This is a genomic window from Mycobacterium sp. SMC-16, from assembly GCF_046250085.1.
In the GTDB taxonomy this organism is placed as follows: domain Bacteria; phylum Actinomycetota; class Actinomycetes; order Mycobacteriales; family Mycobacteriaceae; genus Mycobacterium; species Mycobacterium phocaicum.
This window is the reverse complement of record NZ_CP176427.1, coordinates 3644895-3667474: the sequence shown is the minus strand read 5'-3', so window position 1 is coordinate 3667474 and position 22580 is coordinate 3644895. Positions and strand designations below refer to the sequence as shown.

Here is a 22580-nt window from a genome sequence, read left to right as displayed (position 1 = left end):
GGCCTTCCCCGAGCCGGAGGGATTCGTCTACGACTTACTGTAGTAGTTCATGTGGGCGACGGTCCACACCGAATTGTGTGGCCAGGCGCACACGTGCGCCCGGCCACACAGTTCAGCCTGCCGGCGTACTCAGACGTTCGTCGCCGCCCCGTTGATGGCCTTGTCAACGGCCTTGGCGCCCTTACGGATTCCGAACGCGGTGATCACTTCGGCGACACCGGTGACCACGAGCCAGATGCCCGTCACCAGCGCCAGCGTGCCGATCGACTCGATCGGCGAACCCAGCACCACGAAGCCGGCGATCAGACTGATGATGCCGAGGAAGATGTTCCAGCCGCGGCCGGGCAGGCCGGGATCGCTGATCGCCGACACCGTGGTGGCCACGCCGCGGAAGATGAAGCCGATGCCGATCCAGATGGCCAGCAGCAGTACGGCATCACCGATGTGGCGAAACGCCAGCACCGCGAGCACCAGGGACGCCGCGCCGCTGATGAAGGCCAGCACCCGACCACCGGCCGCGACGTGCAGGCTGAAAGCGAATACCACCTGGCCGATGCCGGTGACGAGCAGATACGCACCGAAGAAGATGGCCGCCACCGCGACCGAGATACCGGGCTGAGCCAGCACGGCGGCGCCCAGAACCACGGAGATCAGGCCCGCGATGAGCTCGGCTTTCCACAGGTGCTGCAACAGACTTGGCGGAGTTGGGGTCGTCATTGACGCAGTCTCACATATTTGACGGAGGCTGCGCAGAATTCGGACAACCCGGTTTTTCGATGGTTCCAGATGTGGACAACGGGCGATTGGGCTGCTTGGGGACCAGCGTGCCGATAAGGTGCTCTCCAACGCAGCACGCTCACCGATGCGCGCTGACGGTGTGTCATGGCAGCTGTCGTTCGGGCAGAGTTGAGCACGAAGGAAGAGGCAACGTGTCAGATGTGAGTCAGAGCCGTCGGGGCACGGCGTGGCGCATCGCGGTGGTGGTGGCGGCAAGCAGCGCGTTGGCGCTGTCGGGTTGCACCAAGAACACCGAATCCAGTTCGCCCGCATCGAGTTCGTCGGCGGCTCCGGCCGCCAAGGTCGAGTCCATCGCGAACACGGTGCCGGAGGCCATCAAGTCCAGCGGCAAGCTGATCGTCGGCGTGAACATCCCGTACGCGCCCAACGAATACAAGGACCCCAGCGGCAAGGTCGTCGGATTCGACGTCGACCTGATGAACGCCATCGCCCAGACGCTCGGTCTGACCGTCGACTACCGCGAAGAGTCGGACTTCTCCAAGATCATCCCGGCGATCCAGGCCGGCACTTACAACGTCGGGATGTCGTCCTTCACCGACAGCAAGCAGCGTGAGCAGCAGGTCGATTTCGTCACCTACTTCTCGGCAGGCAGCCTGTGGGCGCAGCGTGCCGGTGACCATGTCGATCCCGCCAACGCCTGCGGCAAGAAGGTCGCTGTCGAGTCGACCACGGTGCAGGACACCGAGGAACTGCCCGCCAAGACCAAGGCGTGCACCGACGCCGGCAAGCCGCCCATCGACGTCGTGAAGTTCGACAACCAGGACCAGGCCGCCAACGCCGTCGTCGTCGGCCAGGCCGACGCCATGTCCGCGGACTCGCCCGTGACGCTGTGGGCGATCAAGCAGGCGGGCGGCAAGCTGGTGCAGGCGGGCGAGGTGTTCGATTCGGCGCCCTACGGCTGGCCGGTGAAAAAGGGCTCACCGCTGGCGCAGTCGCTGCTGCAGGCGCTGCAGCACCTGATCGACAACGGCACGTACAAGCAGATCGCCACCAACTGGGGCGTGCAGGCCGGAATGATCGACAAGCCGGTCGTCAATGGGGCCACCAGCTGACGTGACGAAAGCTGAGTCGGCGGCAGACCCGCACGGTCCAGCTGCCATCCACGCGGTACCGCTGCGGCATCCCTGGCGGTGGGTCGGAGCCATCGCGATCATCGTTGTTGCCGGGCTGTTCCTTTACGGCGCCGCGACCAATCCCGCCTACGGCTGGGACACCTATCTCAAGTACCTGCTCGACGAGCGGGTGGCCGAGGCAGCGTGGAACACCGTGCAGCTCACCATCTATGCGATGGCGATCGGCTTGGTGCTGGGCGTGGTCCTGGCCGTGATGCGGCTGTCACCGAACCCGGTGTTCCGTGCCGTCGCGTGGGGCTATCTGTGGATTTTCCGCGGTACTCCGGTGTACGTGCAGCTGGTGTTCTGGGGCCTGTTCCCGTCGATCTACCAGAACATCCAGATCGGGGTGCCGTTCGGTCCGTCGCTGTTCCACATCCAGCTGCAGGGTCTGTCTCTCGCGTTCGAGATGGCATTCATCGGCCTGGGCCTCAACGAAGCCGCCTATATGGCCGAGATCATCCGTGCCGGAATCATTTCCGTCCCCGAGGGGCAGACCGAAGCGTCGGTCGCCCTGGGCATGTCGTGGTGGATGACCATGCGGCGCACCGTTCTTCCGCAGGCGATGCGGGTCATCGTGCCACCCACCGGCAACGAGCTGATCAGCATGCTGAAAACCACGTCGCTGGTCACGGCCGTGCCGTACACGCTCGAGCTCTACACCCGCACCCGCGACATCTCGGCCGTGATCTTCCAGCCCATCCCGCTGCTGCTGGTCGCCGCCACCTGGTACCTCGTCATCACCAGCGTGCTGATGGTCGGCCAGTTCTACCTGGAGCGGTACTTCTCCCGGGGCGCGTCGCGCAAGCTGACGACCAAACAGCTCGAGGCCCTCGCCCTGGCGCAGATGGGCGACCACGGGGGTGTGCCCGCATGACCCCGATGGTGCGCGCCGAGCAGGTGTGCAAGAGCTTCGGTGCCCTTAACGTACTCAAGGGCGTCTCGCTGGAAGTCCAGCGGGGACAGGTCCTCGTGCTGGTCGGGCCCTCTGGGTCCGGCAAGTCGACGTTCCTGCGGTGCATCAACCACCTGGAGCAGGTCAGTGCCGGGCGGCTGTACGTCGATGAGGAGTTGGTCGGTTACCGCGAACGCGGCGGCAAGCTGCACGAACTCCCGCCCAAGGAGGCCGCCCGCCAGCGCCGCGACGTCGGCATGGTCTTTCAGCATTTCAATCTGTTCCCGCACCGGACCGCGCTGGAGAACATCGTCGAGGCGCCGGTGCACGTCAAGGGCGTCAAGCGTGATGCGGCGGTCAAGCGTGCGCGGGATCTGCTCGACCAGGTTGGGCTGTCCAGCAAAGCCGATGCGTATCCGGCCCAGCTGTCCGGAGGCCAGCAGCAGCGCGTGGCGATCGCCCGCGCGCTGGCGATGGAACCCAAACTGATGCTGTTCGACGAACCGACCTCGGCTCTGGACCCGGAACTGGTCGGCGACGTCCTCGCGGTCATGAAAAAGCTTGCCCAGCAGGGCATGACGATGATCGTGGTCACCCACGAGATGGGCTTCGCGCGCGAGGTGGCCGACGAGCTGGTGTTCATGGACGGCGGCGTGGTGGTCGAGCGCGGCGCCCCGCGTGAGGTGATGGCCGACCCGAAACATGAACGCACGAAGGCTTTTCTGTCCAAAGTGATGTAGTGGCTGTTCACCCCGCTTCGAAGCCGGAATCAGAACCGGACCCGGCCGCCCCGCTGTGGCGGGCGGCGCAGGGTTTCCGGCTGCTCAGCTGCCTGTACGCCTTGGGTTTTCAGCTCGCGGTCAATGACGATCTGCTGCACCCGGCCGTCACCTGGGCGCTGTTCGGGCTCCTCATCGCCTGGAGCGTGGTGTGTGCGGTGGCGTACCTGAAGGGCTTCGGACGGCGGCGCGCCTGGGTGCTGGCAGAGGTGCTCGCCGTCGTCCTGCTGGTGTTGTCGACCGATCTGGTGGCTTCTCCGGCGTGGATCGCCGGCAACCAGTCGTGGCCGACCACGTTGTGGGCCACCAACGCGACGTTGTCGGCGGCCATCCAGCTGGGTCCGCTGGCCGGCATGGGCGTCGGGCTGCTCGTGACGGCGACCGGCGCGGTGCTCAAGGGCTACTTCGACCCCAACCTCGGCAGACAGGCGACACTGGTCATCGAGTTGGCGGTGGGACTCGCCGTCGGGATGGCCGCGCAGACCGCCCGCCGTGCCCACGCGGAGTTGCAGCGCGCCATCCGGTTGGCGGCGGCGACCGCGGAGCGTGAGCGGCTGTCGCGGCAGGTGCACGACGGCGCCATCCAGGTGCTGGCGCTGGTGGCCCGGAAGGGCCGGGAAATCGGCGGTGAGACAACGGCACTCGCGCAGCTGGCGGGCGAGCAGGAACGAGCGCTGCGGCGGCTGGTCAGTTCCGGTCTGGACGAGGCGCCGGGTGGTCTGGTCGACATCGGGGAGATGCTCCGGGCCCGCGCGGGTGAGCGCGTCGCGGTCAGTGTGCCGCCGGACCCGGTGCTGCTCGACGCCGCCGTGGCGGGCGAACTCGATGCCGCGGTGGCCAATGTGCTGGGTAACACCGCCGCCCACGCGGGACAGGAGGCCCGGGCTTACGTCCTCGTCGAAGACCTCGGCGAGCAGGTCGTGGTGAGCGTCCGCGACGATGGGGTGGGCATTGCCGACGGACGGTTGGCGCAGGCGGCTGCGGAGGGGCATATGGGCGTGACGAAATCCATTGTGGGACGGCTGGAATCACTGGGCGGTGCGGCGGAGCTGACGACGTCGCCGGGCGCGGGCACCGAGTGGGAGCTGACGGTACCCCGGAAGGCAACCGGTGTCTGAGCCACAGCTGACGGTCATGGTGGTCGACGACCACCCGATCTGGCGGGACGCCGTCGCCCGTGACCTCGAGGACTCCGGCTTCACCGTGGTGGCCACCGCCGACGGCGTCGCCGCCGCGGGACGCCGGGCCGCGGTGGTGAAGCCGCAGGTGGTCGTGATGGACATGCGGCTGTCCGACGGCAGCGGTGTCGAGGCGACCACACAGGTGCTGGCGGTCTCGCCGGCGAGCCGGGTGCTGGTGTTGTCGGCGTCCGACGAGCGCGACGACGTGCTGGAGGCCGTAAAGGCCGGTGCCACCGGGTATCTGGTGAAGAGCGCGTCCAAGGCCGAGCTGGCCGACGCGGTGCGGGCGACGGGCGAGGGGCGTGCGGTGTTCACCCCGGGTCTGGCCGGGCTGGTGCTGGGGGAGCACCGGCGCATGGCCAAGACGCCGGGCGCGGACCCGGCCGCGGGCCTGACGGAGCGGGAGACGGAGATCCTCCGTTACGTGGCAAAAGGCCTGACCGCCAAGCAGATCGCCGAACGGCTGACCCTGAGTCACCGCACCGTGGAGAACCACGTGCAGGCGACGTTCCGCAAGCTGGAGGTGGCCAATCGGGTGGAAGCGGCGCGCTATGCCATCGAGCACGGGCTGGACTGAGCGCCGTCGGCGCGCGACGCGCCTGAGGTCCGCCCGACCAGGTACCAGGTGCGCATCAGGCCCTTGCCCTTGACGTCGATCTCGCCGCGCTCCTCGAATTGGTAGGCGTGCTGCAGGCGCTCATACACGTTGTGCGGCACCTGGATTCGCCCGGCCACGTCGGTGCTCTCCATTCGGGACGCGACGTTCACCGCGTCGCCCCAGACGTCGTAGAAGAACTTGCGTGACCCCACCACGCCGGCCACCACGGGGCCCGCGGCGATCCCGATGCGCACCGGCACTGGGCGACCCTTCGGATCGGTCAGTTCGCGGACTTCGTCGGCGAAGTCCAGGGCCAGGCAGGCCAGTGCCTCGAGATGATCGGCGCGGCCGTGCGGTATACCGCTGACGACCATGTAGGAGTCCCCGCTCGTCTTGACCTTCTCCAGGCCGTGCCGGTCGACGAGCGCGTCCAGGCCGGTGTAGAGCGTGTCCAGGAACTGGACCAGGTCGGCGGGCGTGGTGTCGCTGGCGCGTTGGGTGTAGCCGGCGATGTCGGCGAAAAGGATTGAGGCATCGTCGAATTTGTCGGCGATCACCGTGTGCGCGGGATCCTTGAGGCGCTGTGCGATGGACTCCGGGAGGATGTTCGCCAGCAGCGTCTCGGACCGGAGGTACTCCGCCTGGATGGCGCGCTGGGCGATGGCGTTCTCGCGCAGGACGGACCAGACGGTCGCCATCACGATCAGGCAGCCGGACACCGCCGTGATGACGAACGACACCCGGCCTTCCATCTCGGTCTGCGCTCCGGTGTACGCCGGCACGGTGAATTCCAGGACGCTCGCGGTGACGATGCCGACGGCGGCGACGGCGGCCGCGAATCCCACGTGTTCGAGACCCACGATCAACAGCGTGATGGCGCCTGCCACGGCGAAATACAGCAGAATGCCGGAGCCCGTGCCGACATTGATGGTCACGACGGTGACCGAGGTGTAGGCGATGAGCACGAATGCCGCTGGCGCGACGAGTTCGCCGAAGCGGTAGAGCGCCGGGACGAGCAGGAACAGTGCGGCGCTGACGATGTTCACCGCACCGATCCACATCGTGTACGGGCCGGTGGACAACGCCTGGAAGGCGAAGAAGACGCTGAGCATCGCGCCGAGGCGGCTGGTGCGGGTCAGGATCCGGCGGCTGCGGGCGACGGTCGGGCTCAGGATGTCGGCGTCCGGGTGCAGGCACTCGCGGACGGTCGCGGTCGGTACACACACCGAACGGCGCACGGCGGCGACCAACTCGGCGCTGGCCGGGGTCGCGGTGCCACCGGCGAGGCGAGCGTCATCCATGATCGCCATGGACTAAAGGGTAGACGCGCACGGCCGCGTTTGGTGCCCGGCTGCGGATACTCCGCTGACGGCGAAACAGCGGGTCGCCGCGGTACCTCTGGTGAGGCCGTCCGGAGCGGTTGCGGGACCCCTAATGGCCAGTTGCTCTGGCCAATTAGAGGCGCTCGCTGAGTGGGATATTCGTTGGTACTGGGCGTCCCTTCGCTGCAGCCGAAAAGTACGTATGGCACGGATCAATATCAAAATTGCCAAATATTCTGCAGTTGCGTCGAATGGCGAGCTGGCGAGACTGGCAAGTGCTGTGAACTGCAGATATATGCGAAAAATACTTGTCTACTGCAATTATGCAAACCGATATTGATTAGCTACATACGTACATACCAGAAGTATTTAGGACACCTCTATATTTGCCTGAAACGCATGATCGGACTATTTCGATCAGATTTCGGATTTGCGCTCCTTTAATTGTTGTCGGAGCAGTAAATTAACTGCCACGCGTCGTCGCTGAGTGGCGACGACCAGGGCGGAAAGGGGACTGCGGTGAACCGTCTGGTCCGTGCTCTCATGCTGAGAGTCGTTGTCGTATTGATGCCGTTGGCAGTCATCTGCACCTACAGTCACGTCACCCCGGCGCCGCCCCGGTCGCTCGCGGTCGACGTCATCCCCACCGCCGAGATCGATGACACACATTCGACAATCGGCATCGCCGACTCGAGCCTTTACGGACTGTCTCCGGCGGAGATCGACAAGACCCTGACCCAGCTGCAGTCCATCGGGGTGCAGAACATCCGGGTCTTCGTCCCGTGGGCGTTGATCAAGATGACGGGCCCGAATGATCTGGCGAATGACGCCAACTGGACGCTGATGAACAACGTGATGGAAGCGGCCAAAGCGCACAACATGGGCGTGCTGGCGGTCATCAGCCACACGCCCCTGTGGGCGGCGCCCAGCGGGACCACCCCGGGTGCGGGCGCACCCGATCCCGCGGTCTACGCGGACTTCGTGAAACAGGTGGCCACGCGCTACGGCGACGTCATCTCCGCGTACGAAGTCTGGAACGAGCCCAACAGTTTCACGTTCTTCCAGCCGATGGATGCCGCGAAGTACACCGCCATCCTAAAGGCCGTCTACACCACGCTGAAAGGTGTCGACGGGACCGGAGGCGTGGACCCGACGGCCACGGTCATCGCGGGCGCACTGGCTCCGATTCAGGACTTCTTCGGTCTCACCTCGTCTCCGCAGACTTTCCTGGCCGCGATGTATGCCGCCGGCGCGAAAGGCTTTTTCGACGCCATCTCGTTCCATCCGTACGAGTTCAACCAAGTACTGAAGTTCTCGCAGGGCTCCTTGAACCCATTCGCGCCGCTGTACCAGCTGCAGCAGATGCGGGCGATCATGGTGCAGAACGGTGACGGCGAGAAGCTGATCTGGGCCACCGAGTACGGCTTCCAGACCGTGCTGGATCAACTCGGCGTCGTCGACCCCACGAGCAACCAGTTGCAGGCCGACTTCATCCAGGACTTCATCACTGCGTGGCGGGCGCTGACCTACACCGGCCCGATGTTCATCTACACCACGCGCGACGGCGTGCCCGGCACGGACACCGGCTACGGCATCTTCCAGGCCGACTGGACGGCGAAGCTGGCGGTGAAGGTGATCTCGGACGCCATCGGTCTGCCACCCGTCATCGTCTCGCCGATCGTGGCCCTGGCCGAATTGATCCAGAAGGCGGTGGCGCAGTTCCAGAAGGCGTTCACATCGTTCACCGCGTCACTGCAGACCGCGTTCTCCAACGCCGTCAAGGCGTTCCAGAGCCTGCTGTCGGGCATCTTCAAACCCGCTGCGGCGCAACCGACTACCACAGCGAGCCTGGCGCCTGCCGCCGCGTCGATCAGCGCGGACACGCTTTCGGAGGCCAACCGGGCCGCGACGGAGCTGAAGTCTCAGGTGGGCGGTACGAAGGACGCTGCCGACCACGTGAAGGCCGGCGACAAGTCGGAATCGGGTGACGTCAAGGTCGTCGACGCCGCTGAGCACGAAGCCGCCGGCGCGGTCGATCCGAAGACCGTGGAGACCAAGGTCGACGATCCCAAGGCCGAAACTCCCAAGACCGAGGATCCGAAGGCCGAGACCCCCAAGGAGGAAGAGCCGAAGGCGGAAACCCCGAAGGCCGAGCAGCCCAAGGCGGAGACGCCGAAGGCCGAGACCCCGGCGGAAGAGCCCAAGGCGGAAACTCCCAAGGCGGAAGAGCCGAAGGCCGAAACCCCGAAGGCCGAGCAGCCCAAGGCGGAGACGCCGCAGACCGATTCGCCTGCATCGACGGAGCCGAAGGCCGCGAACGAGTCCAAGAAGCCGGCCAAAGACGGTGCGGGCCAGGATAAGTCGACCCAGGGTACGGCCGGTGACAAGACGGGCGTCAAGGGCAAGCCGGGTAAGAAGCCGGGCAAGACGAAGAAGCCGGCCCCTGCTGCAAGCGAGCCGTCGAAGCCGACGGGGCGGTCCAACGGCGACACCGGTGGCAAGACCTCGGCGACGGACGGCAAGTCGCAGCAGCACCAGGGCGCCTAGCCCGGGTCTGAGCGAGGCCTCCCTGGCGTGTCATGCGCCGGGGAGGCCGCGCAGTTTCTGCGGCTCAGACCGAGTAGATCGGGGCGCCGATCCCGGACATCGTCGCCCGGAGGCGGTGTGCGATATCCTGGTCCAGCGCAACGAGATTCGCGGCGAAGTGCCGGATGTCGGCGGAGTGGTCGTCGGCCATCGACTCGCGTGACTCGCGTTCGCGGGCCACGAACCGGTACCTGACCTCGGTCACCGACAGGTCTTCGGCGACGGTGAACTCGTTGGTGCGTGCTTCATCAATTGCATTGAGCGCCAGACGCTTGACATCAGAGAGCGACGCTGCGCCCGTGTGCGCGATACTGGCGGCGGCCCGCAGCGCGTCGGCCGATCCGCGGACCTTGACCAGATCACGCCAGGCGATGTCCTGCGCGTTCTCCGCTGCGCTGCCTTCCCACGTGGTGCCGCCGGGGCGCAGGGTGCCCTGCCAGACCTCGTGGAACGAGTTCTCCCACAGGTCGGCGGTCTTGTTCCATTGCGCGGCAGCGTCGACCAGGTGTTGCACATCCCAATCGGTGATCTGCGCCAGCGTCGGCAATTCCAATTCGGCCATCATGACTATTCCGCCAGTGCTGCCGAGGCGGCGCTGTCGGAGTCGGTATAAGCGCGTCCGGCGGCCGTCAGCGTGGAGGCAACCGACCAGATCCGTTCGGCGTGTGCGGCGGACGCGGCATCAACGCGCGACTGGATGTCGGCGACGACTTCCGCGGTGGACTGGCCGGCGGGCAGCAGCACGCCGCTGATGGTGTGTGCCGACAGCTCTTGGGCATGCTGCTCGAGTTGGCCGGCAACGGCGAACAGTCCATCCGCAGTGACTCGCAGTGCCCCCATGCCTGCAGTTTAGCGGCGAGCTTTGGTGCCCTCGGTGAGATTCGAACTCACACTGCACGGGTTTTGAATCCGTTTCCTCTGCCAGTTGGGATACGAGGGCGTCGCACCGGTTGTTGGGTGGCGGTGTACCACCATAGTTGATGTGATTCTGGGGGCCCGTCGCGCCCCGAGGTCGCCTCTTTGGACGGCTCACGCGACAATATGGGGATGACCGGGTCAACATCTGATGTCGTCGCACCGCGCCGTGTTCTCGTGGCCGAGGATGAGGCGCTCATCCGGCTGGACCTGGCGGAGATGCTCCGCGAGGAGGGCTACGAGATCGTCGGCGAGGCCGGCGACGGCCAGGAGGCCGTCGAACTCGCCGAGCAGTTGAAGCCTGACCTGGTGATCATGGATGTGAAGATGCCGCGCCGTGACGGCATCGATGCCGCTTCCGAGATCGCCGCCAAGCGCATCGCGCCCATCGTGATCCTGACCGCGTTTTCCCAGCGTGAGCTGGTCGAACGGGCACGTGACGCGGGTGCCATGGCCTATCTGGTCAAGCCGTTCTCCATCACCGACCTGGTGCCGGCCATCGAGGTCGCGGTCAGCCGCTTCGGCGAGCTGACGGCGCTGGAGAAGGAAGTCCTCTCGCTGTCCGACCGGCTGGAGACGCGCAAGCTCGTCGAGCGCGCCAAGGGCATCCTGCAGACCAAGCAGGGCATGACCGAACCCGAGGCGTTCAAGTGGATTCAGCGGGCGGCGATGGACCGTCGCACCACGATGAAACGGGTCGCCGAGGTCGTCGTCGAGACGCTGGATCCGCCGGCCGCAGAAGCGACGGAACCGTCAGCGGGCTGAGTCGCGCAGGCGCGCCGGCGTTAACTCTGTGTTTCCGGCCGCAGCGTTTACACAGGTCCGATGAAGACAACGTCGGCCAGCATCGCTCAACAGCGCGTATAGCCGCGCCCTGTTGGTTACTGTCTACGCGAAGCAGCGGACGTCGGCCCCACCTGCGAAGAGTGCAGGCCGCATCCGGTGCCACGTAACCATGACCCGGAGGTGAAGCGTGCGCAGTCGCGTAGCTCGGAATGCTCTTGCAGTCGGCAGTGCCGGTCTGATCGTGTTCGGTCTGGCGGGATGCAGCCAGTCTGATCCGAAGCAGAGCGGCGCGGCCGGCTCGAATCTCAAGATCGTCGAACAGGTGCAGATCGACGAGAACGGTGCCGAGGTCAAGGGTGCCGCCGGCGCCACTCCGGCCGATCCCGCCGGTGACGGCAAGGCCACGTGCCCGCCGGTGTCCATCGCGATGGCCGGCGCGCTGAACGGCCCCGATGCCGCACTGGGCATCAACATCAAGGACGGCGTGCAGCTCGCCATCGACAAGCACAACGCGGCGAACCCCGGCTGCCAGGTGACGCTCAAGACCTTCGACACCGAGGGCGACCCGCAGAAGGCGACGGGCATCGCGCCGCAGATCGTCGACGACAAGTTCACCATCGGTCTGGTGGGCCCCGCCTTCTCCGGCGAGACCAAGGCCACCGGCACGGTCTTCGACCAGGCCGGCCTGGTCGCGGCCACCGCCTCGGCCACCAACGTGACGCTGAGCGAGAACGGCTGGAAGACCTTCTTCCGCGGCCTCGCCAACGACGGTGTGCAGGGCCCGTCGGTCGCGAACTACCTGAAGAACACCCTCAAGTACAAGAAGGTGTGCGTCGTCGACGACAGCACCGACTACGGCCTGGGCCTGGCCACCGCCGTGCGCACCACGCTCGGACCGGTCGCGGACTCGGCGTGCAACATCTCGGTCAAGAAGGGCGACAAGGACTTCTCGGCCGCGGTCACCCAGATCAAGGGTGCTGCGCCGGACGCGATCTTCTACAGCGGGTACTACGCCGAGGCCGCGACGTTCGCTCAGCAGCTCAAGGACGGCGGCGTGACCGCGACGTTCGCCAGCGCCGACGGCACGAAGGACCCAGAGTTCGTCAAGCAGGGCGGCGAGGCGACCAAGGGCGCCATCCTGTCCTGCCCGTGCGGCCCGGCGAGCAAGCAGTTCGCCGAGGAGTACACCAAGAAGTTCGGCCAGGAGCCCGGCACCTACAGCACCGAGGGCTACGACCTGGGCACCATCCTGGTCAAGGGCATCGACTCGGGCGCCGTCACCCGGCCCGCACTGCTGGACTTCGTGACCAAGTACGAAGGCCAGGGCGTGGCGCGCAAGTACCAGTGGAACAACAAGGGTGAGCTGACCACCAACCTCATCTGGATCTACAAGGTCCAGTAGGAACCTGCAGGCGACGACGCGTCCGGACCCAGTGCCGGGCGCGTCGTCGTTCCTGGACTCTCACCACCGCGATACCGAGGAGCCGCCACCCGATGACATCCGACTGCGTCGGCCACTACGTGTGCACCGCGGCCAACATCAATTTCAACGTCGACAACCTGGTGAACGGGTTCTGGCAGTTGACGATTGACGGCTTGTCGTGGGGCGCCATCTATGCCCTCGTCGCCGTCGGCTACACCCTGGTGTTCGGCGTCCTGCGACTGATCAACTTCGCGCACTCGGAAATCTTCATGCTCGGCATGTTCGGCGCCTACTTCGCGCTGGAGGTCATCCTCGGCTTCAAGCCCAGCGGAAATGCCTACAACCTGGGCGTCGGGTTGACGATCTTCTACCTGGGCGTCGCCATGGTGGTCGCGATGCTGGTCTCCGGCGCCGCGGCCGTCGGCCTGGAGGTGGTGGCCTACCGGCCGCTGCGCCGCCGCAATGCACGCGGGCTGACATTCCTGATCACCGCCATCGGCATGTCGTTCGTCCTGCAGGAATTCGTGCACTTCGTGCTCCCGAAAATCCTCAAGGGTTTCGGCGGCAGCAACGCGCAGCAGCCGATCATCCTGGTGCAACCCAAGACTCAGTTCACGCTGTTCAGCGCGAACATCTCGAACGTCACCATCGTCATCGTGGTGGCGGCCATCGTGCTGGCACTGCTCACCGATATCGCGCTCAACCGCACCAAGTTCGGCCGCGGCATCCGCGCCGTCGCGCAGGACCCGACGACCGCCACCCTCATGGGCGTGTCCCGGGAGCGCATCATCATGACGACGTTCCTCATCGGCGGCCTGCTCGCGGGCGCCGCCGCGCTGCTCTACACCCTGAAGGTGCCGCAGGGCATCATCTACTCGGGCGGATTCCTGTTGGGAATCAAGGCATTCTCGGCCGCGGTGCTCGGCGGCATCGGCAACCTGCGGGGCGCGCTCCTCGGTGGCTTGATCCTCGGCATCATGGAGAACTACGGCCAGGCGTTCTTCGGCACCCAATGGCGCGACGTGGTGGCTTTCGTCCTCCTCGTGCTGGTGCTGTTGATCCGTCCCACCGGGATACTCGGTGAAAGTCTCGGGAAGGCACGCGCATGAGCGGGCAGCATCAAAACGAGGGCCGCGCCCGGTACCTGCTGGCACCCGGTGACCAGATCCGCCAGTGGTGGGACCAGCAGTCGAGGCCCGCGAAGTGGGTCTTCGGTGTCTTCGTGTTCCTTCTGGTGGCGTACCTGCCGCTGCACACCCCGTCGTTCCTCAACACACCCGGCATCAGCTTCGGCGGCACCATGGCGCAGTTCGCGATGGTGGCGATCATCGCGATCGGCCTCAATGTCGTTGTGGGGCAGGCCGGATTGCTCGACCTCGGCTATGTCGGGTTCTACGCCGTCGGTGCCTATACCGTCGCGCTGCTGACCAGCCCGGACAGCCCGTGGAACCAGGTCGGCGTCGACGGCTTCCTCGACAAGGACTGGGCCTGGCTGGCCTGCGTGCCGCTGGCCATGGCGGTCACCGCGATGGCCGGCCTGGTGCTGGGTATTCCGACGCTGCGGCTACGCGGTGACTACCTCGCCATCGTCACGCTGGGATTCGGCGAGATCATCCGGCTCCTCGCCGACAATCTCTCCGACCTGACCAACGGCGCTCGCGGCCTCAACCAGATCGCTTATCCGCGGCTGGGGGAGACCGACAAACTGCCCACGGGGGTGTTCTCCAGCGGCAACTCCGCCGGCACCGCCAACTACGGCACGTGGTGGTTCTGGCTGGGGCTGGCGCTCATGGTCGGCATCCTGTTGCTCGTCGGCAACCTGGAACGCAGCCGCGTCGGGCGGGCGTGGGTCGCCATCCGCGAGGACGAGGACGCCGCGGAAGTCATGGGCGTCAACACTTTCAAGTTCAAGCTGTGGGCGTTCGTCATCGGCGCGGGCATCGGCGGTCTGTCGGGCGCGCTGTATGCCGGCCAGGTGCAGTATGTCGCGCCGCCCACCTTCAACATCATCAACTCGATGCTGTTCCTGTGCGCGGTGGTCCTCGGCGGGCAGGGCAACAAACTCGGCGTGATCGTCGGTGCGTTCATCATCGTGTACCTGCCCAACCGGCTGCTCGGGGTGCATGTGCTCGGCATCAATCTCGGCGACCTAAAGTACCTGTTCTTCGGCCTGGCTCTGGTGGTGCTGATGATCTTCCGGCCGCAGGGTCTGTTCCCGGTGCGCCAGCAGCTGCTGTCGTACGGCAAGTCGGCGCGGGCGTTGTTGCGCAATGCCGACGAATCGAAGGCGGCGGCATGAGCGACATCTTCGAGCCCGCGCCAGACGAGGAACTGGCCGCCCTGCACCGTGACGTACAGGTCGCCGAGGGCGAGAAGCTCTTGGCCACAACCGATCTCACGGTCAAGTTCGGCGGGCTCACCGCGCTCGATGCGGTGACGTTCGATATCCGGCGCGGCGAGATTCTCGGTCTCATCGGCCCCAACGGCGCCGGCAAGACCACCTGCTTCAACGCGATCACCGGTGTGTACCGGCCGTCGTCCGGCTCGGTGATGTTCGACGGCGCGCCGCTCGGCAAGATCAAGCGCCACGAGATCACCCGGCGCGGCATCGCGCGCACCTTCCAGAACATCCGGCTGTGGGGCGAGATGACGGCGCTGGAGAACGTCGTCGTCGGCACCGACGCCCGGCACAAGACGTCGGTCCCGGGCGCACTGCTGCGCACCGCCCGGCACCGCCGCGAGGAACGCGACGCCATCGAACGTGCCGCGGCGCTGCTGCAATTCGTCGGGATCGCGCACCGCGGCGAGGAAAAAGCGCGGAACCTGTCGTACGGCGACCAGCGCCGGCTTGAGATCGCCCGGGCGCTGGCCACCGAGCCGAAACTGCTGTGTCTGGACGAGCCCGCCGCCGGCTTCAACCCGAGCGAGAAGTCCGCACTCATCGAACTGATCCACGCGATCCGGGAGGACGGCTACACCGTGCTGCTGATCGAACACGACATGCGACTGGTCATGGGCGTCACCGACCGGATCGTGGTGCTGGAGTTCGGTCGCAAGATCGCCGAAGGCCTGCCGGCCGAGATCCGCGAGGACCCGAAGGTCATCGCCGCTTACCTGGGGGTGCCCGATGACGAGCTCTGAATCCGTCGACCTCGACCCGCGGCCGGTGTTGCTGGAGGTCCGCGACGCCGTCGTCCACTACGGCAGAATTCAAGCGCTGCATGGTGTTTCGCTGGTCGTGCGGGAGGGCGAACTCGTCACCCTGCTCGGCTCCAACGGTGCGGGCAAGACCACCATGATGCGGGCCATCTCCGGCCTGCGGCCACTGACGTCGGGTTCGGTGTGGTTCGACGGTCAGGACGTCTCCAAGGTCAAGGCGCACCAACGGGTCACGAAGGGTCTCATCCAGGCCCCCGAGGGCCGCGGGGTCTTCCCCGGCATGACGGTGGTCGAGAACCTGGAAATGGGCTGTTACGGACGCAAATTCGAGTCCAAGCACGACCACGACGAGCGGCTCGACTGGGTGCTGACGACGTTCCCGCGGCTGGCCGAACGGCGGACGCAGGCCGGCGGCACGCTGTCCGGTGGCGAGCAGCAGATGCTGGCGATCGGCCGCGCGTTGATGGCCCGGCCCAAGGTGCTGCTGCTCGACGAACCGTCGATGGGGCTGGCGCCCATGGTCATCTCGCAGATCTTCCGGATCATCTCCGAGATCAACAGCCAGGGCACCACGGTGCTGTTGGTCGAGCAGAACGCGCAACAGGCGCTGAGCCGGTCCGATCGGGCCTACATCCTGGAGACCGGCGCCGTCACCCGTAGCGGCAATGCCCGCGATCTGCTGAAGGACGACAGCATCCGAGCCGCCTACCTCGGCGTCGCCTGAATGTCCGCCCCGCCTTGATTCTGTATCCAGGGCGCATTTGTTCGAGTGAGGTGCGCCGTCACGTAGGGGTCAACGGTTCTGGGCGCTGAACTTGAGTTGACCCTGCGCTGAGGGTCTTCGCTACTCGGAGTCTTGGTGCGCCAGCGCAATGTCAACGCAACCACCGGGCCCGGACGACTACCTCGAGTCTGACGCCAGCCGTCCGTTGATCCGCGCGAAAATGCTGTCGTTAAATGCCACGAATCTGACGTCGGCCACCTGAGCGGGGCTCGCAGCAACTGTCTCGACCGCAATCGCGATCGCGTCGTCCAGCGGCCAGCCGTAGATACCCGCGCTGATCAACGGGAACGCCACGCTCTGCGTACCCAGCTCGTCGGCGACATCGAGGGAACGCCGGTAGCAGGACCGCAGCAACTCCGGATCGCGTTGGCCCGCGCGGTAATTCGGCCCGACGGTGTGGATCACCCACCGGGCCGGGAGATTGCCCGCGGTGGTCCAGCCGGCGTCGCCGGTCGCCAGGCCGTGCGGGAAGCGCTCGATGCAGTCCTGGAGTACCGCGGGCCCGCCGGCCCGGTGAATGGCGCCGTCCACGCCGCCGCCACCGCGCATCGCGTTGTTGGCGGCGTTGACGATCGCGTCGACATCCTGCTGCGTGATGTCGCCGAGGACGGCGGTGATGCGGGGCATGACCCTACTGTCCTGCCGCGACTACCGGCATTGTTGAGGATTCGCGAATATGGTGCCTTCAGGCGGTTACACCGTTGAGTTGGGTGTCCGAGTACTGCACCAGTGAGGTGTTGACTTTGACGACGCCGCCGTCTCTGGAGTCCATCGACCACAGGGTCTGGCAGCTGGACGGGTCGACAGCGTTTTCGGTGATGTGCCCGGCCTCGCCCATGGTGCCTGACAGGATGGTTTTGCCGTCGGAGGCGACGTAGCCGCGCAGGTTCAGGTCGGCGCAGGTGCGCAGAATGCTGGCGGTGGCCAGATCGATCTGCTTCCACGGGTTTTCTTTGGCGGTGTTCTCGATGCCGGCGGTGTCCGAGACGTACATCTTGTCGCCGATGATCATCGTCCGGGTCTTACTTGGCTCGCCTTGCGAGGGCAGATCGGCGATCTTCTTGCCGGTGGCGTCGAAGACCAGCCACCGCATCTGGTCCGGGGCCTTGGGGTTGCCGTACTGGACGACCAGCAGCGCGCCGCGGCTGATGACCTGCCAAGCGCCGCGACCGGCGCCAACGGTGAAGTGCGACAGTTCTTTTCCAGCGTTGTCGTAGAACGTGATTCGGCCCTCGGGATCGCTGGCGCTGCGGCCCGGTACCGCGTAACCGCCGTCGTATACCCACGGCCGGGCGGTCAGTTTGTCGACGATGACCGCGCCGTCACTGACCGAGTACACCAGGTAGGTTCCATCGGGTCGGTCACCGACCACCAGCCGCTGCGGGGGGATGTCGCGGGACCAGAAGGTGTCGTCGCTGGCCTTGCCGCTGCCGGGCACGAACCAGGTCTTCTCCCCGGAGGAGCCGATGCCGTACCAGCCGGTGCCGGGTACGGCGACCACCGGGTATTGGCCGACCTTGTACACGCTCATCGTGTCGCCGTTGACGATGTCGGTGGGGCCGTTGTAGGTCACGTTGCCGGTGTGGCTGTCGAGCACCCACGCCCACGGATGTGAATCGGCCACGGCGGCGTTCTGTCGGCCGAGGCAGGTGAGCTGGTCTGGGCCGTTGATGTAGCAGCCCGCCACGCTGCCCGATAATTCGACGCCACTGAACAGGATCGCGCCGGTGCGGGGGGTGAACGAGTAGACCCAGGAGGTGCCAGGTCCGGCTGGGTCCGGGTGGGCGGGGTAGGCCAGCGCGAACGCCCGGTCCTCGACGCTGCCGGGCAGGATGCCCTGCTTCAGGTCCGGGGCGTGGACCACTTCGGCGAGTTTGATCGTCCACGACGGTTTCGGCGTCGTGGTGGGGATCGCGACCAGCAGGTCCGCCGGAGTCCCCACCGTCGGCGCGGATGAGCGACCGGAACCGTTTCCCGAAGTGCCGCAACCGGCGAGAACCAACGCCGCCAGAATCCCGACGACCGCACGACCTCTCACACCATCCCCCCTCTGGATGTTTCGTGATTTCGAGTATTGCACCGCGAACGTGAAAATTGCTTGCCACATGGACAATTCGGCCGACACCAGCGTCGGCAGCGCTAGCAGCGCAAACCTTCGACTCCGACAAATACGCCGCCGAACCTGGCTTCGCCCATGTGGCAGGGCCGGCCGTCGACCGAGACCAGGCCATCATGGGTGACTTGTGCGCAGACGCTGCGGTCATCCGCGTGCACCGCCTCAAATCCGCCCGACCAGCGCGTGTTGTAGCCGCTGACGATTCGGCCATCCGTGCAGACGGTCTTGGCGTAGCAGTCGTCGCAAACGCTGGTGTACTGCCGGTACGTTCCGATCGCGGGAAGCTTGCAGAGCGGACATGGATGTGCCGCTTCGTGTTCCGCGGGTATCGCAGTCAGCCAGTCCGCGGCAGCCAGACTTCGCAGCGCCGCAGCCTCGGTGGATTCGCTTGTACACCTTCGCAATCGGATGAGCACCGTATCGGCTCTCGGGATATTGGCGACGCCGAGACGCTCCGACTCGGGTAAGTCGCCGACACTCACGGCGCCGCGCACCAGGGCGGCGATGGCAGCGCGATGCCACTCGCTGACATCTTCCGGCCGAAGTGGTCGATGCTGGTGCTGGGTGTGACGCCAGAATTCCTCGATTTTCGCCCGTCTGCCTGCGGTAGTTCCCGGATCGATCGTCCACGTGCGGCCGCCATGGATGTTGCAGATGAACATCCCGCGGTCGCAGCGAAATGCGTAGCCGCCGTTGAGTTCATCATCGTTGAACTCGTCGTGGGTCACCTCCACGACCGACGATGGATCATCTGCCCAGTCCACCGCGAGCGCGTGAACCTTCGCGCGGTCGACGGGGCCTTCGATCGCCTTCATCATTACCGCCCTGTCAACCCAGCGACGGTGGGTCGGTGATGTCGCACAAGCGAAGTTCCTCGTCTTCGACGGCGAAGTGGAACACCTTGCCGTTGTCGCTGGCGCCCGGACGGAAGAAGAACACCAACATCGACCAGCCGGAGGCGGTGTCCTCGGTGAAGTCGCCGAACCCGAGAATCTCGATCGGCGAGCCGGGCGCTCCGACCTGGGCCAGGCGTTTACCGGCGTCGGTGTCCCGACCGGACGCCGCGCACGTCAGCGCACGCACGTTCGCGCCCTGGCGGTCGCCGACCTGATGCGCCCACAACCGCACGGTGCTCTGAGCGACGGCTTCACCTTGCTCGCGCGGCATCGCCGCCGCCGCGGCGATGGGCCGCACCGTCACCCGCTCGTGGGTCAGTGTGAATCCGACTGCCGCACAAAGCATTACCACCGCGACGATCGCGGTCAGCAGCGGCCAGCGGTACCCGGCCGGTCGGGGTGTCATGAGATCGCCCCACATACCTTGAGCTCATCGTCCTCGTACACCAGCACGTACGTATCGCCGAAGAAGTTGTTGGCGCCGATCGCGGCGTGCTGTCGTCCGGTCGGGGAGAGCCCGATCTGCCGGTACATCACGTCGATCTGGGCGCCGTCGCGGGTCTTGGCATACCGGAAGAACCCGTCGATGTGGTCGCGGGCCTCGACCCGATACCCGGTTGGGTCGAGGATCGTCGGCAGGTCCCGGGCGATGGTGCCGGTGGGGTTGGCGCACGTCAGCTGCCGCACCTTCGCCGCGTCGCCACTGTCGGCGGCCTGAAGCCACGCGGTCACCACCTGCTGGGCGTGCAGCTGGTCGGCCGACGGCGCGGGTGTCGGGGTGAGTCCAGCGCGCGGCGCCGGCCATACCGTCACTGCCACCACCACGATGGCCGCGATCAACGCCACCACGGCCACCGCCCACAGCGCCCAACGGCCGGCCCGGCTCGCGCCGGCCGACCCAGGCAATTCTGCGTCGCTGCTCATCGGTTGCGGAATGCGTCGAGCCCGATGTCCGGGCGGTAGTGCCGAAGCCAGGCGCCGATGGTGCCGTCGATCCAGTCGCGTTCGAACTCAGACGGGAAGATCAGGGCGTTGGGGGTGTGGGCAACCTCGCCGGCGGCCAGCCGGGACCCGTTACGGTCATCGTGCATCTTCAGCACCCGCGGCGACGCGCCCGGTGCGGCCGCCACCGTGCCGTCGCCGAGGATGCCCCACGCGCGCACCGAATGCGCGATGGCCTTGGCCGCATTGGCGACGCCGGCTACCGGCGAGACGATCGGACCCTTCGACTGTGCAGCGAAACTGACCGGTTCCAAATCGATTCGGGTGATGCCGCCCCAAGGGATGTCGACCACCGTGGCTCCGTCGACGCGACGCAGACCGGCAGGGGAGAGCGTCAGGCGCTTGTGTTGCCGGTACTCGGTGTTCAGCTGCCGCCGCTTCTGCCGATACATCAGGGTCGGTACCGCGACGGCCGCCAGCATGCTCAACGGGTAGTAGATGGCCGGCGAGTGTGGCATCAACAGCCCCAGGATCAGCAGAGCCAGAATCAATACCCCGGCCGCCATCATCACAAGCACCGGGAGGAACCGCACCAACGTCCGGTCGGCCTGCTCGATGCTGCCCAACTCGACCGGCTGCTGGAAATCCGCTGATGGCTGGGCGTCACTCATCTGTCGTCCACCCCTGCTCCCACTGCGACCCTCCCCGGTCAGGGCGTGCTGAAGCGCCCCGCACTGTCCGGTGGCCCGACCCACTCAGACTTGCTGTCAGCAGGCTACCGGTAATCGGCGACTCGATGTCCTGGGACTACGCAGTTACTCGTCGATCCGAAACCGCTTGATGCGGGCCGCGCCGCCGGACACCAACTCGACCCGTGACTTCGGCACCTCGAAATGCTCGGCCAGCACGCGGATCACCGCGGTGTTTGCCTTGCCGTCGACCGCCGGTTCGCGGACGTAGACGACCAGCGTGCCGTCGTCGTCGGTCTCGACCAACGGCCCCTTGCGGCTGCCCGGCTTGACCCGGACCGAGATCATCACCGCCCCAGCGTGCAGAAAATCCCGGGGAATCGGAAATTCCCCGGGATCTTCTTCACGTTCAGCGGCTCGGAAACGTCAGCGCGCGACGATCACCGACGAACCGTGCCCGAACAGGCCCTGGTTCGCGGTCACGCCCACGCGGGCACCTTCGACCTGGCGGCCGGTGGCCTGACCCTTCAGCTGCCAGGTCAGCTCACACACCTGCGCGATGGCCTGGGCCGGGATGGCCTCACCGAAGCATGCCAGACCACCCGAGGGGTTGACCGGCACGCGACCCCCGATGGTGGTGGCACCCGAGCGCAGCAGCTGCTCGCCTTCACCCTTGGCGCACAGGCCCAGGTGCTCGTACCAGTCGAGCTCCAGCGCGGTCGACAGGTCGTAGACCTCCGCGAGGTTGACGTCGTCGGGACCGATGCCGGCCTCGGCGTACGCCGCATCGAGGATCTGGTCCTTGAACACCCGTTCCGGTCCGGCGATGGCCGCGGTGGAATCCGTTGCGATGTCCGGCAATTCGGGCAGGTGCTGCGGGTACTGCGGGGTGACGGTGCTGATCGCGCGCACCGACGGCACACCGTCGAGCGAGCCGAGATGCTTGCGTGCGAAGTCGGCGCTGGCCACGATCAGCGCGGCCGCGCCGTCCGAGGTGGCGCAGATGTCCAGCTGCCGCAGCGGGTCGGAGACGACCGGGCTGGCCAGCACGTCCTCGACCGAAGCCTCCTTGTGGTAGCGGGCATTCGGGTTGTTCAGGCCGTGCTTGGAGTTCTTCACCTTGATCTGGGCGAAGTCTTCGGAGGTGGCGCCGTACAGGTCCATGCGGCGGCGGGCCAGCAGGGCGAAGTACACCGGATTCATGGCGCCCAGCAGGTGGAAGCGCTGCCAGTCGGGGTCGTTCTTGCGCTCGCCGCCGACCGGGGCGAAGGCACCCTTGGGCGTGGTGTCGGCGCCGATGACCAGCGCGACGTCGCAGAAGCCGGCCAGGATGTGGGCGCGGGCGCTCTGCAGAGCCTGCGAACCGCTGGCGCACGCGGCGTAGGACGAGGACACCGGCACGCCGTTCCAGCCCAGCTTCTGGGCGAACGTCGACCCGGCGATGAAGCCGGGGTAGCCGTTGCGGATGGTGTCGGCACCGGCGACCAGCTGGATCTGACGCCAGTCGAGGCCGGCCTCGGCCAGTGCGGCGCGGGCAGCGACGACGCCGTACTCGGTGAAGTCGCGGCCCCATTTGCCCCACGGGTGCATGCCCGCACC

24 protein-coding genes and 1 tRNA gene are annotated in these 22580 nt (G+C 66.4%); 12 read left to right on the top strand and 13 right to left on the bottom strand.

All coding sequences use genetic code 11. The features are described 5' to 3' along the window. Window positions 1-129: 129 nt before the first annotated feature. On the bottom strand, window positions 130-735 hold the full coding sequence (locus tag ACJEIK_RS17760) for an HdeD family acid-resistance protein (protein ID WP_064860637.1): 606 nt from the start codon (window positions 733-735) through the stop codon (window positions 130-132). 203 nt (window positions 736-938) lie between these two features. On the opposite strand from ACJEIK_RS17760, the gene ACJEIK_RS17755 reads away from it, so the two are divergent. From ACJEIK_RS17755 to ACJEIK_RS17735, 5 genes are read left to right on the top strand one after another with little or no spacing between them, the layout of a single operon-like run. Continuing rightward, a complete protein-coding gene (locus ACJEIK_RS17755; RefSeq protein ID WP_110767662.1) occupies window positions 939-1850 on the top strand; it encodes an ABC transporter substrate-binding protein in 912 nt (303 codons plus the stop codon). Next, window positions 1834-2787, top strand: a complete 954-nt coding sequence (locus tag ACJEIK_RS17750) for an amino acid ABC transporter permease (RefSeq protein ID WP_061006294.1) — start codon at window positions 1834-1836, stop codon at window positions 2785-2787. The genes ACJEIK_RS17755 and ACJEIK_RS17750 overlap by 17 nt, the downstream gene beginning before the upstream one ends. A 5-nt stretch (window positions 2788-2792) precedes the next feature. Continuing rightward, window positions 2793-3545 (top strand): amino acid ABC transporter ATP-binding protein, encoded by a 753-nt coding sequence (locus ACJEIK_RS17745; protein ID WP_174814008.1) that lies wholly within the window; start codon window positions 2793-2795, stop codon window positions 3543-3545. Further along, window positions 3545-4702 carry a MacS family sensor histidine kinase gene (gene macS, locus ACJEIK_RS17740; protein WP_064860631.1) on the top strand — a complete coding sequence of 386 codons (1158 nt, stop codon included), beginning with the start codon at window positions 3545-3547 and terminating at the stop codon, window positions 4700-4702. The genes ACJEIK_RS17745 and macS overlap by 1 nt, the downstream gene beginning before the upstream one ends. 16 nt (window positions 4703-4718) lie before the next feature. Continuing rightward, window positions 4719-5342, top strand: coding sequence for a response regulator (locus tag ACJEIK_RS17735; protein ID WP_082934892.1), 624 nt, complete (start codon window positions 4719-4721; stop codon window positions 5340-5342). Here ACJEIK_RS17735 and ACJEIK_RS17730 read toward each other — a convergent pair. After that, window positions 5315-6673 carry an adenylate/guanylate cyclase domain-containing protein gene (locus tag ACJEIK_RS17730; protein WP_138249716.1) on the bottom strand — a complete coding sequence of 453 codons (1359 nt, stop codon included), beginning with the start codon at window positions 6671-6673 and terminating at the stop codon, window positions 5315-5317. The genes ACJEIK_RS17735 and ACJEIK_RS17730 overlap by 28 nt on opposite strands. A gap of 555 nt (window positions 6674-7228) precedes the next feature. On the opposite strand from ACJEIK_RS17730, the gene ACJEIK_RS17725 reads away from it, so the two are divergent. Further along, window positions 7229-9232: a cellulase family glycosylhydrolase gene (locus ACJEIK_RS17725; RefSeq protein WP_409430051.1), complete on the top strand. Its 2004-nt coding sequence runs from the start codon at window positions 7229-7231 to the stop codon at window positions 9230-9232. A 64-nt stretch (window positions 9233-9296) separates the two neighbouring features. On the opposite strand, the gene ACJEIK_RS17720 is transcribed toward ACJEIK_RS17725, so the two are convergent. The 3 genes from ACJEIK_RS17720 to ACJEIK_RS17710 form a co-directional block, all read right to left on the bottom strand. Continuing rightward, the gene (locus ACJEIK_RS17720) at window positions 9297-9836 is read right to left on the bottom strand and encodes a hypothetical protein (RefSeq protein WP_409430050.1); all 540 of its coding nucleotides are present in this window, start codon (window positions 9834-9836) and stop codon (window positions 9297-9299) included. 2 nt (window positions 9837-9838) lie between these two features. Next, window positions 9839-10111, bottom strand: coding sequence for a hypothetical protein (locus ACJEIK_RS17715; RefSeq protein ID WP_064860627.1), 273 nt, complete (start codon window positions 10109-10111; stop codon window positions 9839-9841). A 23-nt stretch (window positions 10112-10134) separates the two neighbouring features. Then, window positions 10135-10211 (bottom strand) — tRNA-Leu (locus ACJEIK_RS17710). A 107-nt stretch (window positions 10212-10318) separates the two neighbouring features. Between ACJEIK_RS17710 and ACJEIK_RS17705 the strand changes: the two genes are divergently transcribed. From ACJEIK_RS17705 to ACJEIK_RS17680, 6 genes are all read left to right on the top strand, one after another. Continuing rightward, window positions 10319-10951, top strand: coding sequence for an ANTAR domain-containing response regulator (locus ACJEIK_RS17705; RefSeq protein ID WP_061006301.1), 633 nt, complete (start codon window positions 10319-10321; stop codon window positions 10949-10951). A gap of 208 nt (window positions 10952-11159) precedes the next feature. Further along, window positions 11160-12374: a branched-chain amino acid ABC transporter substrate-binding protein gene (locus tag ACJEIK_RS17700; RefSeq protein ID WP_061006302.1), complete on the top strand. Its 1215-nt coding sequence runs from the start codon at window positions 11160-11162 to the stop codon at window positions 12372-12374. A gap of 92 nt (window positions 12375-12466) precedes the next feature. Beyond that, window positions 12467-13504: a branched-chain amino acid ABC transporter permease gene (locus ACJEIK_RS17695; protein WP_061006303.1), complete on the top strand. Its 1038-nt coding sequence runs from the start codon at window positions 12467-12469 to the stop codon at window positions 13502-13504. Beyond that, a complete protein-coding gene (locus ACJEIK_RS17690; RefSeq protein ID WP_061006304.1) occupies window positions 13501-14694 on the top strand; it encodes a branched-chain amino acid ABC transporter permease in 1194 nt (397 codons plus the stop codon). The genes ACJEIK_RS17695 and ACJEIK_RS17690 overlap by 4 nt, the downstream gene beginning before the upstream one ends. Beyond that, window positions 14691-15536, top strand: a complete 846-nt coding sequence (locus ACJEIK_RS17685; protein WP_061006305.1) for an ABC transporter ATP-binding protein — start codon at window positions 14691-14693, stop codon at window positions 15534-15536. Before ACJEIK_RS17690 ends, ACJEIK_RS17685 begins: the two co-directional genes overlap by 4 nt. Next, on the top strand, window positions 15523-16278 hold the full coding sequence (locus ACJEIK_RS17680; RefSeq protein WP_133427719.1) for an ABC transporter ATP-binding protein: 756 nt from the start codon (window positions 15523-15525) through the stop codon (window positions 16276-16278). Before ACJEIK_RS17685 ends, ACJEIK_RS17680 begins: the two co-directional genes overlap by 14 nt. A gap of 177 nt (window positions 16279-16455) precedes the next feature. On the opposite strand, the gene ACJEIK_RS17675 is transcribed toward ACJEIK_RS17680, so the two are convergent. From ACJEIK_RS17675 to ACJEIK_RS17640, 8 genes are all read right to left on the bottom strand, one after another. Next, the gene (locus ACJEIK_RS17675; RefSeq protein ID WP_406784309.1) at window positions 16456-16965 is read right to left on the bottom strand and encodes an O-acetyl-ADP-ribose deacetylase; all 510 of its coding nucleotides are present in this window, start codon (window positions 16963-16965) and stop codon (window positions 16456-16458) included. A gap of 58 nt (window positions 16966-17023) precedes the next feature. After that, window positions 17024-18376 (bottom strand): hypothetical protein, encoded by a 1353-nt coding sequence (locus ACJEIK_RS17670; RefSeq protein WP_406784310.1) that lies wholly within the window; start codon window positions 18374-18376, stop codon window positions 17024-17026. Between the two features lie 101 nt (window positions 18377-18477). Beyond that, window positions 18478-19269, bottom strand: coding sequence for a hypothetical protein (locus tag ACJEIK_RS17665; RefSeq protein WP_406784311.1), 792 nt, complete (start codon window positions 19267-19269; stop codon window positions 18478-18480). A 13-nt stretch (window positions 19270-19282) separates the two neighbouring features. After that, a complete protein-coding gene (locus ACJEIK_RS17660; RefSeq protein WP_406784312.1) occupies window positions 19283-19756 on the bottom strand; it encodes a hypothetical protein in 474 nt (157 codons plus the stop codon). Beyond that, complete coding sequence (locus ACJEIK_RS17655) at window positions 19753-20274, bottom strand: hypothetical protein (RefSeq protein ID WP_406784313.1); 522 nt, start codon at window positions 20272-20274, stop codon at window positions 19753-19755. Before ACJEIK_RS17655 ends, ACJEIK_RS17660 begins: the two co-directional genes overlap by 4 nt. After that, complete coding sequence (locus ACJEIK_RS17650) at window positions 20271-20963, bottom strand: hypothetical protein (protein ID WP_406784314.1); 693 nt, start codon at window positions 20961-20963, stop codon at window positions 20271-20273. The genes ACJEIK_RS17655 and ACJEIK_RS17650 overlap by 4 nt, the downstream gene beginning before the upstream one ends. A 144-nt stretch (window positions 20964-21107) precedes the next feature. Continuing rightward, window positions 21108-21329 (bottom strand): DUF167 domain-containing protein, encoded by a 222-nt coding sequence (locus tag ACJEIK_RS17645; RefSeq protein WP_406784328.1) that lies wholly within the window; start codon window positions 21327-21329, stop codon window positions 21108-21110. 78 nt (window positions 21330-21407) lie between these two features. After that, window positions 21408-22571, bottom strand: a complete 1164-nt coding sequence (locus ACJEIK_RS17640; protein WP_166428135.1) for a lipid-transfer protein — start codon at window positions 22569-22571, stop codon at window positions 21408-21410. Window positions 22572-22580: the final 9 nt, after the last annotated feature.